The 13,137-nt window shown below is 72.3% G+C and carries 11 protein-coding genes; 6 read left to right on the top strand and 5 right to left on the bottom strand.

Annotated features, from left to right (window positions below):
* Positions 1-46: 46 nt before the first annotated feature.
* The 3 genes from Q7L73_RS17415 to Q7L73_RS17405 are packed head-to-tail and all read left to right on the top strand — an operon-like array spanning position 47 to position 3,490.
* Positions 47-1,867, top strand: a complete 1,821-nt coding sequence (locus Q7L73_RS17415) for a long-chain fatty acid--CoA ligase (RefSeq protein ID WP_304694403.1) — start codon at positions 47-49, stop codon at positions 1,865-1,867.
* Positions 1,868-1,890: 23 nt separating this feature from the next.
* Entirely contained in the window at positions 1,891-2,370 is a 480-nt protein-coding gene (locus tag Q7L73_RS17410) for a hypothetical protein (RefSeq protein WP_304694401.1), read from the top strand.
* A gap of 13 nt (positions 2,371-2,383) precedes the next feature.
* Positions 2,384-3,490 carry a histidinol-phosphate transaminase gene (locus tag Q7L73_RS17405; protein ID WP_304694399.1) on the top strand — a complete coding sequence of 369 codons (1,107 nt, stop codon included), beginning with the start codon at positions 2,384-2,386 and terminating at the stop codon, positions 3,488-3,490.
* On the opposite strand, the gene Q7L73_RS17400 is transcribed toward Q7L73_RS17405, so the two are convergent.
* Positions 3,487-4,716, bottom strand: a complete 1,230-nt coding sequence (locus Q7L73_RS17400) for a patatin-like phospholipase family protein (RefSeq protein WP_304694397.1) — start codon at positions 4,714-4,716, stop codon at positions 3,487-3,489. The two genes, Q7L73_RS17405 and Q7L73_RS17400, sit on opposite strands and share 4 nt — an antisense overlap.
* Before the next feature lie 96 nt (positions 4,717-4,812).
* Here Q7L73_RS17400 and dacB point away from each other — a divergent pair, with 96 nt between their 5' ends.
* A complete protein-coding gene (dacB, locus tag Q7L73_RS17395) occupies positions 4,813-6,150 on the top strand; it encodes a D-alanyl-D-alanine carboxypeptidase/D-alanyl-D-alanine-endopeptidase (protein WP_304694395.1) in 1,338 nt (445 codons plus the stop codon).
* A gap of 37 nt (positions 6,151-6,187) precedes the next feature.
* Positions 6,188-6,613 (top strand): large conductance mechanosensitive channel protein MscL, encoded by a 426-nt coding sequence (gene mscL / locus Q7L73_RS17390; RefSeq protein WP_304694393.1) that lies wholly within the window; start codon positions 6,188-6,190, stop codon positions 6,611-6,613.
* A 4-nt stretch (positions 6,614-6,617) separates the two neighbouring features.
* Here mscL and Q7L73_RS17385 read toward each other — a convergent pair whose 3' ends face one another.
* On the bottom strand, positions 6,618-7,859 hold the full coding sequence (locus Q7L73_RS17385) for an MFS transporter (RefSeq protein ID WP_304694391.1): 1,242 nt from the start codon (positions 7,857-7,859) through the stop codon (positions 6,618-6,620).
* Between the two features lie 95 nt (positions 7,860-7,954).
* On the opposite strand from Q7L73_RS17385, the gene Q7L73_RS17380 reads away from it, so the two are divergent.
* Complete coding sequence (locus Q7L73_RS17380) at positions 7,955-8,869, top strand: LysR family transcriptional regulator (RefSeq protein ID WP_304694389.1); 915 nt, start codon at positions 7,955-7,957, stop codon at positions 8,867-8,869.
* Between the two features lie 17 nt (positions 8,870-8,886).
* Here the strand turns inward: Q7L73_RS17380 and Q7L73_RS17375 are convergent, their stop codons facing one another.
* The 3 genes from Q7L73_RS17375 to surE are packed head-to-tail and all read right to left on the bottom strand — an operon-like array spanning position 8,887 to position 13,136.
* Entirely contained in the window at positions 8,887-10,248 is a 1,362-nt protein-coding gene (locus Q7L73_RS17375; RefSeq protein WP_304694387.1) for a glycosyltransferase family 39 protein, read from the bottom strand.
* 24 nt (positions 10,249-10,272) lie between these two features.
* Entirely contained in the window at positions 10,273-12,321 is a 2,049-nt protein-coding gene (gene ligA / locus Q7L73_RS17370; protein ID WP_304694385.1) for an NAD-dependent DNA ligase LigA, read from the bottom strand.
* Positions 12,318-13,136, bottom strand: a complete 819-nt coding sequence (gene surE / locus Q7L73_RS17365; RefSeq protein WP_304694383.1) for a 5'/3'-nucleotidase SurE — start codon at positions 13,134-13,136, stop codon at positions 12,318-12,320. Before surE ends, ligA begins: the two co-directional genes overlap by 4 nt.
* Position 13,137 lies beyond the last annotated feature (1 nt).

Below are 13,137 nucleotides of genomic sequence, written 5' to 3'. Positions count from 1 at the left end.
GTCCTCGCCCCAGTTCCGCACCAGAACCGGCAGGAGGAGAGGACCGATGGAGGCCAGCGCCACGCACAGCGCCGCCGAGGCATCGACCGGCTCGCAGACGATCGCCGACCTGCTGTCGCTCGCGGTCGCGCGCTACGGCGACCGCGTCGCCGTCAAGGTCAAGCGCGACGGCGCCTGGACCGACGTCACCTTCGCCGAGGTCGGCACGATCGCCGACGAGATCGGGCTCGGCCTGATCGACCTCGGGATCGAGCCCGGCGAGCGCGTCTCGATCCTCGCGCGGACGCGCCCGGAGTGGACCTACGCCGACTTCGGCGCGACCCAGGCCGGGACCGTCGTCGTGCCGATCTATCAGACCAACTCGCCGCAGGAGTGCGAGTGGGTCCTGTCCGACTCCGACGCCGTCGCGGTCTTCGCCGAGAACGCGGGCGAGCTGGCGAAGATCGAGCAGATCCGCGACAGACTGCCGCACCTGCGCCACGTGATCGTGCTCGACCCGGCCGACGTCGACCCGGGCCGCCTCGACGCCGCCGGCGGCACCCTCACGCTCGACGACCTGCGCGCCCGCGGCGCGGCGCGCGACCGCGACGAGCTGGCCCAGCGCTACGCACAGGTCAGCCCCGCGGACCCGTACACCTTCATCTACACCTCCGGCACGACCGGCCCGCCGAAGGGATGCGTCCTCACACACGGCAACTACCGCGCGATGCTGAGCATGGTCGAGCAGGGCAACGGCATGCTCGAGGAGGAGCTGACCTACCTCTACCTGCCGCTCGCGCACTCCTACGCGCTGCTGATCCAGCTGCTGTCGTTCGACGTCGGCGCGGCGATCGCGTACTGGTCCAACGACCCGCTCCAGATCGTCGTCGAGCTGAACGAGGTCCACCCGACCAACCTGCCGTCGGTCCCGCGCATCTTCGAGAAGATCTACACGCTCGTGACGGGCAACTACCCGAAGGAGCAGATCGCCGCCGCGTCGAGCGTCGGCGTCACCGTCCGTCACCTCCAGCTGAGCGGCCAGGAGGTCCCGCCCGACCTCCAGCAGGCGTTCGACAGAGCCGAGGAGGAGCTGTTCAGCAAGGTCCGCGGCGCCTTCGGCGGCCGCGTCCGCCAAGCGGTCTCCGGCGCGGCGCCGATCGCGAGAGAGATCCTCGAGTTCTTCTACGCCTGCGGCGTGCCGGTGTTCGAGGGCTACGGCATGACCGAGACCTCGACGGCGGCGACCTTCCAGTCGGCCGAGGAGCACAAGTTCGGCACCGTCGGCAAGCCGTTCCCGGGCGTCGAGCTGAGAATCGCCGAGGACGGCGAGATCCTCGTCAAGGGCGCCAACATCTTCGCCGGCTACCACAAGCGCGACGACGCGGCCTTCGGCGTCGTCGAGGGCGGCTGGCTCCACACCGGCGACCTCGGCTCGCTCGACGCCGACGGCTTCCTCTCGATCACCGGCCGCAAGAAGGACATCATCATCACGGCCGGCGGCAAGAACCTGACGCCCGCGAACATCGAGAACGACATGAAGCAGTCGCGCTGGATCTCGCAGGCGGTCATGCACGGCGACCGGCGCCCCTTCCCCGTGCTGCTGCTGACGCTCGACGCCGAGGTCGTCGTGCCGTGGGCGCAGCAGCAGGAGGGCCTGCCGCACGACATCGCGGAGCTGGCGCGCGAACCGCGCGTGCTGGAGCTGATCCAGGCCGACCTCGACGCCGCCAACGCGAAGTACGCGCAGGTCGAGCAGGTGAAGAAGTTCCTCGTCCTCCCGCACGACCTGTCGCAGGAGACCGGCGAGCTGACGCCGACCCTGAAGGTCAAGCGCGCGGTCGTCAACGAGAAGTACCGGGCGCAGTTCGATTCGCTCTACGACGAATGAACGCGTAACCTCATCTGAGAGAGATGCGCACGGATCCGAGCGATACCGGCGGCCTGTTCATCACACGCCGCCCCGGGACGAGACCCACCAAGTACAGAGAGCTGCCGGAGACGGCCGGCGAGGCGCGCCGCCGCGCCGACGGTGCCTTCGCCGCCTTCCTGCTGTTCCTGATGGTGCTGATCAACCTCTGCTTCTGGGGTCCGCTGCCGCTGCTGTGCCTGTTCGTCGGCGGCCGCCTGCAGCATCTGACCGACAGCATCGGCGTCGGCCTGTTCGCCTCCTTCGGCACGCTGATCGGCGGCCTGCTGCTCGGCCTGATGGCGCTCAAGCGGCTCGACCTGGCATGGATCCTCGTCCGCCGCGCCGCCGGCAAGGACCAGCGCCAGGGCGTGATCGGCAGGATCTTCATGATCTGCTGCGCGATCGGCGCGCCGATCTTCTTCGTCTGGCTGTTCGGCTTCAGCGGCGCGCAGCTGTCCGGCGCCGGCAACATGGGCTTCTGACCGGATCGCCGCGATGGGCCTGCGGGGGTACTACAAGCAGTTCGCCGGGATGACCGACGAAGAGGTCACCGAGGAGCTGAAGGAGCGCTCGGCGGAGGCGCGCCGCAAGGCGCTTGCGAAGGTCGAGGCGGTCGACCTGTCGCAGACGACCTGGCACGAGCTGCCGCATCCCGACGTCGTCGCCGCCGTCACCTTCGCCTCGCGCGGCACGCTCAACCTCGCGCCCGACCCGACCGCCGAGGAGGTCCGCCGCGCGCTCAGCCGCCGCAACGGCATCGAGTCGGCGCGGATCGCGGTCGGCAACGGCGCCGCGCAGCTGCTCTCCTCCGCGACCCGTGCGCTCGTCAAGCCGGGCGAGGAGCTGCTGATCCCGTGGCCCTCCTACGGCCTCTACCCGCTGATGGCGCAGCGCGCCGGCGCGCAGGCGGTGCCGGTGCCGGGCGGGCATGACCCGGAGCGGCTGCTGGCCGCGATCACGCCGCGAACGCGCGCGATCGCGCTCTGCAACCCGAACGACCCGACCGGCGCCTACATCCCGCCGCAGCGGCTGCGGGAGCTGCTCGACGCGCTGCCGGAGCACGTCTCGCTGCTGCTCGACGAGGCGCTGGTCGACTTCGTCGCCGACGAGCGCGCCGCCGCCGCCTCGCTGGCGCTGCTGGACGATCATCCGCGACTGCTCGTGTTCCGCTCCTTCTCGAAGATCTACGGCCTCGGCGGCCTCCGCTGCGGCTACGTCTTCGGCGGCGCCGGCTCCGAGCAGCTGGTCGCGCAGCTGGCGCCCGAGCTGGGCGTCGGCGTGCCGGTGCAGGCGGGCGTGCTGGAGGCGATCCGCGTCTGCGACCCGCAGCTGCTGCAGCGGCGCACAGCGGTCCTGACCGAGCGGACGCGGATGGAGGAGGCGCTGCACGAGCTGCCGCTCGACGCGCCGCCGACCGAGACGAACTTCTTCTGGCTGCGCTCCCCCGGCCTCAGCGACCAGGAGCTCACCGCCCGCCTGCGCCGCGGCGGCGCGATCGTGATGCCGGGCTCCAGCGTCGGCGACGACGAGCACGTGCGCGCGACGATCCAGTCCAGCGCCCACCTCGACCGCCTCGTGCAGGCGGCGCGGACCGCCTTCTAGTCGCCGGCCGACTGCCGCAGCAGCGTGCTTCTGGTCTGCTCGAGGATCGCGCGCCAGCGGGCCGGCTCGTCGGCCTCGGAGGCGGCGAAGTGCTTGACGACCTTGTTGACGCGCGTCGCCGAGATCTGGATCCCGTGGCGGGCGGCGACGCGGCGCAGCCTGCCGTAGTCCTCCGACAGCTTCACCGTCACCGAGCGGAAGCCGTGGCGGGCGATCGCGACGCGCGAGCGGTAGTCCATCACGCTCGTGCGGAACATCAGCTCGTCGCCCGCGTCGGGCTCGATCAGGATGATGTCGACGCCCGGGTAGCGCTGCTCCCACTGCCGCTTCATCTCGTGCAGGCGGTTGTGGGCGATCAGCTTGAAGGTCTGGTAGCCGACCTGCGGGAAGCCCATCTCGGAGATCCGCGGCTCGTCGTCGGAGGAGCGCACGTACGGCACGAGCGGGTTGACGACGACGAGGAATCTCGCGCCGGCCTCGACCGCGATGTCGAGGTTGGTGGTCGAGACGATCCCGCCGTCGACCAGCTCGCGGCCGCCGACCTTGACCGGCTTGTAGACCATCGGCAGCGCCGTCGAGGCGCGCACGGCGGTCGAGATCGGCACGTCGTCGAAGCCGTCGCGGCCGAAGACGACCCGCTCGGCGGTGTCGAGGTCGGTCGCGGTCAGATACAGCTCGTGCGCGAGCGCGCGGAAGTCGTCGCTGCGGTCGGCGTCGTCGAGCACCCTGCGGACGTAGCCCTCGATCCCGCCGCCGGAGTAGAGGCCGGACGGCATCCCCTCGGCCAGCCCGAGCACGACGTCGAGCGCGGAGACCTGGCCGAGCTGGCCGAGCGTCCGCGCGGTCAGCCGGGCGGCGCGGAACGGGAAGGCGACGGCGGCGGACAGCAGCTCGCGCGCGTTCAGCGACAGGACCGTTCTGAGGTCGATGTCGGGAAACGGCGTCGGCACCTGTCTGTTGACGACGCGCATCATCTCCTCGGGCGTGATCCCGTTCGCCGTCATCGCGGCGACGAAGGAGCCGGCGCTGGTGCCGACGTAGACGTCGAAGTCGGTCACCGACCTGTTGACCGACAGCAGATCGAGCGCGCGCAGCGCGCCGATCTCGTAGACGGCGCCGGTGAAGCCGCCGCCGCCCAGCACCAGCGCCGTCTTCGACGGCCTCGCCGGCCGTCTGCGCGTCGTTCTCGCCGCTCTGGCTGTTTCCAGTCTGACCACGCTGCCCATATCTGTCCCATAGTGTACGGCGACGTTCCGCAGGCGAAACCGGTCGCGTCCGCGCAGGAGCGCGACTTTCCCCCGCGAAGCCTGTTCTGAGAAGTCATGCGCCGTCTCGCTCTGCTCGCCACCGCCCTCGGTCTCGCCGTCCCCGCCGCGTCTGCCGGCGCCGCCCCGCTGGACGGATCGATCTCGCGCGAGCTGGCGCGTGGAGGCGGTGCCAACGGCGCCTACGTGATGGACGTCTCGACCGGCCGCGTGCTCGCGTCGGTGCGCGCCGACACGCCACGCATACCGGCCTCGGTCGAAAAGCTCTACACGAGCGCGACCGCGCTGCTGCAGCTCGGCGCCGACGCGACGCTCGACACGCAGGTGCTCGGCCGCGGCACGCTGACCGGCGGCGGCGTCTGGAGAGGCGACCTCTACCTGCGCGGCAGCGGCGACCCGACCTTCGGCAGCTCGACCTTCACCCAGTACGACGGCGCCAAGGGCACGAGCGTCGACGCGCTCGCGCAGGCGGTCGCCGACGCCGGCATCACGCGCGTCACCGGCCGCGTCTACGGCGACGAGTCGAGGTTCGACCTGCGCCGCGGCGGCCCTTCGACCAACTGGGGCTTCGACGTCTGGATCGGCGGCCCGCTGTCCGCCCTGCTCTACAACCGCGGGCTGGCGAAGGAGAACGGCAGCGCGCTCGCCAGGCAGCCGGCGCAGTTCGCCGCCCAGCAGCTGACGGCGGCGCTGAAGAGAGCGGGCGTGCCGGTCGCCAGAGCGGCCGCGCTCGGGACCGCGCCGGAGGCCGCCGAGGAGCTGGCCTACGTCGCCTCGCCGCCGCTGTCGCGGCTGGTGAAGCTGACGCTCGTCCCGTCCGACAACCTCTTCGCCGAGCAGCTGCTGAAGGTCGTCGGCGCCCAGTCCGGCGGCAGCGGCTCGACGACCGCCGGCACGAGCGTCGTCAGGCAGACGCTGCAGCGCTTCGACATCAGCCCGCGGATCGCCGACGGCTCCGGGCTCTCACGCGCCGACGCGACCTCGCCGCGGCAGGTCGTGACACTGCTCGACGGCCTCCGCGAGCAGCAGGGCTTCCGCTCCGGGATGCCGGTCGCCGGCCGCAGCGGCACGCTCGCGAAGCGGATGCGCGGCACGGTCGCGCAGGACCGCTGCCAGGCGAAGACCGGCACGCTCTCCAACGTCTCGGGCCTGGCCGGCTACTGCACGACGAGCAACGGCCACACGATCGCGTTCTCGCTGATGTTCAACAGCGTCAGCACCTACTACGCGAAGGCCGCCGAGGACCGCATCGTGCAGCTGCTCGCGCGGCAGAAGCCGGGCGGCGCGATCCGCGCCTCCAAGCCGGCCGCCAGAGCGCCCGCGACGAGCCCGGGCAGAACGACGACCGGCGCGCCGAGCGGCTCGGTCGCCGGTGCAGTCCGCGTCGAGCGCTAGCTTCGTCCCCCGTCCAGTTCCAGACGGGAGGCACGCAGTGCTGAAGGGCTTCAAGGAGTTCATATCGCGCGGCAACGTCATCGACCTCGCGGTGGCGGTCGTGATGGGCGCCGCGTTCGGGGCGGTCGTGACCGCGCTCGTGTCCGACTTCATCACCCCGATCATCGCCGCGATCGGCGGCCAGCCGGACTTCGGCGACCTCAGCTTCACGATCAACGACAGCAAGTTCGCCTACGGCCACTTCATCAACGCGGTGATCTCGTTCCTGATCCTCGCGGCCGCGATCTACCTCCTCGTCGTGCTGCCGCTGGAGCGGCTGCTGAAGAAGCCGGAGGCCGAGGGCGACACGAACGTGCGCGCCTGCCCCGAGTGCCTCTCGCTGATCCCGACCGACGCGAACCGCTGCATGTACTGCACGTCGGTGATCGGCCCGGCGACGCCGCCGGCGCCCGTCCAGGCGTAGCGGCTCAGGCCGCGACAGCGACCGCGGGCGCCGCCGCCGGCTCGGCCAGCGGCGGCGTGCGGCGCAGGCGCAGCGACATCAGCAGCGCGCCGGTCAGCAGGACCGCGCCGACGCCCATCACCGCCGTCCAGTGGCCGCCGCTCCAGGCGGCCCCGGCGGCGACGCCGCCGAGCGAGGAGCCGGCGTAGTAGGCGAACAGGTAGAACGCCGACGCCTGCGCGGCCGAGCCGGCGGAGCGGCTGCCGCGGCGGCCGACCCACGAGGAGGCGACCGAGTGACCGGCGAAGAAGCCGGCGGTCAGCGTCGCGACGCCGAGCACGATCAGCGGCAGCGAGGAGGCGCCGGTCAGCGCGAGGCCGACGCCGGCGAGCGCGATCGCCAGCGGCAGCACCGGGCGACGGCCGATCCGGTCGGCGAGGCGGCCGGCCCAGGCGGAGCTGAACGAGCCGATCGGGTAGACGAGGAAGATCGCCGCGACGGCCGCGTGGCTCAAGCCGTAGGGCGCGTCCTCGAGGCGGAAGGTGAGGCCGTTGTAGACGGCGGCGAAGGTCGCCATCAGCAGCGCGCCGACGGCGTCGAGCCGCAGCAGGCCGGGCTCGGTCAGGTGGACGCGCATCCCGCGCACCAGCCGCGCCGGCTTGAACGGCCGCGAATGGAAGTGGCGGGAGGCCGGCAGCAGCTTGATCGAGACGAACGCGCACACGAGCGCGAGCGCACCGACGCCGGCGAACGCGAGCCGCCAGCCGCCCGTGTCGGCGAAGACGCCGGAGAGGACCCGGCCGGACATGCCGCCGATCGCGTTGCCGCCGATGTAGAGCCCGATCGAGAGGCCGAGCGAGGAGCCGTGGATCTCCTCCGCCAGATAGGCCATCGCGACCGCCGGCAACCCTGCCAGCGCGATTCCCTGCAGCGTCCGCAACAGCAGCAGCGTGGCGAAGCTCGGCGCGGCGGCGCAGGCGACCCCGAGCAGCGCCGAGACGAGCAGCGACCAGCCCATCACGCGCGTGCGGCCGTAGGTGTCGGCGAGCCAGCCGGCCGGCACGAGCGAGAGCCCGAGCGCGGCCGTCGTCACCGCCAGCACGAGCGCGGCGGCGGCCGGCGTCACGTCGAACCGCTCCGACAGCAGCGGCAGCAGCCCCTGCGGCGAGTACAGCAGCGCGAAGGTCGCGAGGCCGGCGGCGAAGAGGGCGACCGCGGCGCGCCGGAAGCCGGGCTCGCCGGCGCGATGACGGGGCGGTTCACTCATGGCAGGCGACGATAGGCCCGCACGAAGGATTCGTCCAATGCATGATTCAATACAATCCGATGCGTGAGCAGCATCTGTGAGATGACTCCGCGGCGATGACCTTCGAGGAGCTGCACTGGTTCGTCGTCGTCGCCGAGTGCGAGCACGTCACCGCCGCCGCGACGAGACTGCACGTCAGCCAGTCGGCGCTGTCGCGCGCGCTCGCGCGGGTGCAGGCCGACGTCGGCGTGCCGCTGTTCGACCGCGACGGCCGCCGCCTGCGGCTCAACCGCTACGGCCGCCTCTACCTCGAGCACGCCCGCCGCGCGCTCGCCCAGCTCGACGCCGGCCGCGCCGAGCTGGAGCAGGAGACCGGCGCCAGCGGCAGCGGGACCGTCGCGCTCGCCTTCCTGCACACCTTCGGCACCTGGCTCGTGCCGGCCCTGCTGCGCGCCTTCGCCGCTGTCCACCCGCAGGTGACGCTGGAGCTGGCGCAGGACTCCGCCAGCGCGATCCTGACCGCGCTGCGCGACGGCAGCGCCGATCTCGTCGTCACCAGCCCGCGCCCCGACGACCCGTCGATCGCCTGGCACGTGCTGACGAGCGAGCCGCTGCGGCTGGCGGTCCCGCCCGGCCACCGCCTCGCCGCCCGCAGACGCGTGCGCCTCGCCGAGGTCGCGCAGGAGCGGTTCGTCGCGATGAAGCCGGCGTACGGCATCCGCGGCGTGACCGACGAGATCTGCGCCGCCGCCGGCTTCGCGCCGCAGATCGCCTTCGAGGGCGACGACGTCGCGACGCTCCGCGGCCTCGTCGAGGCCGGCCTCGGCGTCGGCCTGCTGCCGCCGCCGCACGCCGGCGGCACCGAGCAGCTGCACCCGGCGACGCCGCACCTGCAGGTCGCCGACAGAGGCGCCGCGCGGCAGCTCGGGCTCGCCTGGGACAGAACCCGCTGGCGCGCGCCGGCGGTCGAGGCGTTTCGCGCCTTCGTCGTCGCCGAGGGCGGCGCGATCGCCGCCGCCGGCGCCAGCTGACGGCGCGGCCCCGCGGCCTACGACTCGACCAGGATCAGCCCGGCGGCGAAGGCGCCGACGTACAGCAGCGACAGCGCGACGATCGCGACCGGCCCGAGCGCGTCACGCCACGAGCGCAGGTCGCTGCGGCGCAGCGCCAGCAGGCAGACGAGCAGCACGAACGGGTCGAAGTACTTCTGGTACGGCAGCCGCGTCGCCAGCTGCGCGACGAGGAAGGTGACGAACAGGACCGCCGGCAGCGAGCGCCAGCCGGCGCGGCGAAGGCCGAGCGCGGCGACGGCGCTGCCGAGCGGCACCAGCAGCCAGAACAGCCACGAGCTGTCCAGCAGCAGCGGCCCGCTGCGCGAGACGCGCCAGAGGAAGCCCTCGTCGCCCTTGCCGTAGGAGAGCGGCACGATCAGCAGCACGAGCAGTGCGAGGCCGAAGCCGATCAGCGCCGTCCGCGCCCAGGAGCGCAGCGTCGCGCGGTCGGCAGCGCGCAGCGCGTCCCATGCCGGCCGCCAGAACAGCAGCGGGCCGTAGATCGCCAGCACCGCGAGCGTGAACAGCGGCGCCCGCAGCGGCGAGGCGTCACGCCAGCCGAGCCGCCCCTGCTCGGGCGCGCAGAGGCCGCACGAGGCCGGGTCGCCGCCGACCGGCACGATCCCTCTCCAGGCGATCACGAGCGCCGCGAAGGGGACCGCCGCGAGCGCCAGCAGCCCGATCCCCTGCGCGATCCGGCGGCGGTCGATCCCCGGCCGGCTCAGCAGCCAGACGCCGCCGAACAGCCCCAGCCAGACGTACGACTGGCGCGTCAGCAGCGCGAGGCAGAGCCACAGGCAGGCGAGCGCGAACGGCGTCAGCGGCAGCCCGTCGCCGCGCGAGAAGGCGAGGAAGCGCTCGATCGCCAGCAGGCAGAACAGCAGCCCGAGGTTGTCGGTGACGAGGATGAACGACTGCCCGAAGACGTACGGCGAGAGCGCGAAGACGAGCGCCAGCCCGGCCGCCGGCCAGGCGTCGAGCGCGGCGTGGCGGCGCAGCAGTCGGTAGAGCACCAGCACGGCGACGTAGGAGGCGACGACGCCGACGATCCGCAGCCGCCACAGCTCCATCCCGACGAGCGAGCCCCACAGCGCCGTCAGCAGGTGGTAGAGCGGTGTCTGCGCGGCCGGGTAGTCGACCAGGTCCACCCCCGGCAGCTGATCGTGGAACTGATCGATCGTCGGCAGGTGGTAGGTGAGCTCGTCGCCGCCGTGGTAGGTCGGCATCGTGACCGTCAGCCCGCGCAGCACGGCGACCGTCAGCAGGTACGGCAGCGCCAGCAGCCCCGCGATCTGCCATCTCGCCGGCGCGCGCTGCCAGCGCGCGGCGGCCGTCCCCTGCATCAGCCCGGTTCCCATGCCGAGTCCAAACGGTACCGATGCTCAGTTGTTTCGATCTTCGGTCCCCTCGCCGCGCAGCAGCGCCTGCAGGCCGTCCTCGTCGAGCACCGGCACTCTCAGCCGCTCGGCCTTCTCCAGCTTCGTGCCGGGGCTGTCGCCGGCGACGACCCAGTCGGTTCTTCTCGACACCGACGAGGTGACGCGGCCGCCGGCCGCCAGCACCAGCTCGGTCGCCTGCTCGCGGGTGAGGGTGGGCAGCGTGCCGGTCAGCACGACCGCCTTGCCGGCGAGCGGTCCCTCCCCCGGCGCCGGCCCCTGCTCCTCCATCCGCACGCCGAGCGCGAGCAGGTCGTCGATCACCTCGGTCAGCCGCTCGTCCTGCAGCTGGTCGTGGATCAGCGCGCCGACGATCGGCCCGATCCCGGGGGTTGCGCTGATCTCCTCGGCATCCGCTCTGCGCAGCGCCTCGATCGTGCGGAAGCGCTGCGCGAGGCTGCGGCCGGTGACGCTGCCGACGCCCTCGATCACGAGCGCGAACAGGACTCTCCCGAACGGCCGTTCCCTCGTCGCCGCGATCGCCGCGACGGCGTTGGCGGCCGACGTCTCGCCGAACCGCTCCAGTCTCGTCAGCTGCTCGGCGTCGAGGCGGTAGAAGTCGCCCGGTCTGCTGACCAGTCCGGCCTCCATCAGCGCCGAGACCTGCTTCTCGCCGATCCCGTCGACGTCCATGCCGGCGCGGCCGACGAACGTCTGCAGCTGCTGCCAGCGGCGCCCGGGGCAGGCGCGGTTGGGGCACTTCGTGAAGACGCCCGAGTCCTTCACCGTCGGCGTGTCGCAGATCGGGCATCTGGCCGGCGGTCTCGGCGCCGGCGCGCGGTCGCTGCGCTCGGCGACGTGCGGCGCCGGCGAGATCACCTGCGGGATCACGTCCCCCGCGCGCAGCACGATCACGTCGTCGCCGGGGCGGACGTCCTTGCGCGCGAGGTCCTCCTCGTTGTGCAGCGTCGCGAGCTTGACGGTGACGCCGCCGACGTGGACCGGCTCCAGTCTCGCGAACGGATGCAGCGTGCCGAACTTGCCGACGTTCCACATCACGCCGAGCAGTCTCGTGACGGCGGTCGTCGGCGGGAACTTCCAGGCGATCGCCCAGCGCGGGTCGCGCCCGACGACGCCCAGGCGCCGCTGCAGCTCGGTGTCGTCGACCTTGACGACGACGCCGTCGATCTCGAACGGCAGCGCCCCGCGCCGCTCCTGCCACTGCAGGCAGCGTCTGACGACCGCCGCCGCGGTTCTGACGCGTCTGATGTCGGGGTTGACGGGGAAGCCGCGCGCGCTCAGCCAGTCGAGCGCCTCGTGGTGGCTGGAGAAGGAGATCCCGTCGGTCTCGCCGACCTGGTAGCACCACATCGACAGCGGCCGCTCGGCGGCCAGCCGCGCGTCGAGCTGGCGGATCGTGCCGGCCGCCGAGTTGCGCGGGTTCATGAAGGTCGACAGCCCGGCCTCGGCACGGCGCGTGTTGAGCGCCTCGAAGTCGGCCAGCGACATGTAGACCTCGCCGCGCACCTCGATCCATCTGGGCGCGTCGTCGATCCGCTTCGGGATCGCCTCGATCGTGCGGATGTTGTGCGTCACGTCCTCGCCGGTCTCGCCGTCGCCGCGCGTGACGCCGCGCTCCAGCACGCCGTCTCTGTAGTGCAGCGACATCGCCAGCCCGTCGACCTTCGGCTCGACGACGTAGTCGAAGCTCGGGTCGGCGATCCCCTCGCGCGCGAGGTGGGAGCGCATCCGCTCGACCCACGCCAGCAGCTCCTCCTCGCTGCGCGCGTTGGCGAGCGACAGCATCCGCCGTCTGTGTCTGACCTTGCTCAGCTCCGAGACGACCTGGCCGCCGACCCGCTGCGTCGGCGAGTCCGGCGTCAGCAGCTCGGGCTGGTCGCGTTCGAGCGCGCGCAGCTCGTCCAGCAGCGCGTCGTACGCGTCGTCGCCGATCTCGGGGTCGTCGAGCTCGTAGTAGCGGCGGCCGTGGTACTCCAGCAGTCTGCGCAGCTCAGCGGCACGGGCCGCCGGTTCCTGAGCCGCGCCGTCGCTCATTCGACGTCGTGGGCCGCCGGCGCGATCAGCCGCTCCAGCTCGGCGCCGCGCAGCGGCTCGAGCCCGTCATGGCTGGTGAGGTCGAAGTGGATCGGCGTGACGGCGATCTTGCCGGCGGCGACGGCGGCGATGTCGGTGCCCTCGTCGTCGAGGAGCTCCGCGGCGTCGCCGTAGATGCGGAAGAGGCGGCGGCGCGGATGCTCCTCGTCGGCCAGCTCGAGCGCGTCGCGGTAGAAGCGCTTGCCGAGCCGCGTCACCTCGACGCCGGTCGGATGGCTGCCGGGAGCGTTCACGTTGAGGAGCGTTCCCGGCTCCAGCGGGACGGAATCCAGCTCCTGCACGAGCCGCGCGGTGAAGCGCGCGACGGCGTCGAAGTCGAACACGACGCCCTGGCGGAAGTCGGTCTCGCGCGCGGTCGACTGCTGCGAGACGGCGATCCCCGGCATTCTCATCAACAGCGCCTCGAAGGCTGCCGCGACGGTGCCCGAGTAGGTCACGTCGTCGCCGATGTTGAGGCCGTGGTTGATGCCGGAGACGACGAGGTCGGGCGTGAAGCCGTCGACGATCCCGAGCATCGTCAGCCGCACGCAGTCGACCGGCGTGCCGTCGGTCGCGTGCCCGACCGTGCCGTCCTCGAAGTCGACCTCCTCGACCCACAGCGGCCGCCGCGTCGTGATCGAGCGGGCGGTCGCCGAGCGGTTGCCGTCGGGCGCGACGACCTGCAGCTCGACGCCCGGCAGCGCCGCCAGCGCTCTGCGCAGCGCGTTGATGCCCTCGGCGTGGATGCCGTCGTCGTTGGTGAGGAGGATCTTCATC

The organism is Conexibacter sp. CPCC 205762, assembly GCF_030646155.1.
In the GTDB taxonomy this organism is placed as follows: Bacteria; Actinomycetota; Thermoleophilia; order Solirubrobacterales; family Solirubrobacteraceae; genus Conexibacter.
This window is presented reverse-complemented; position numbering and strand designations above follow the sequence as displayed.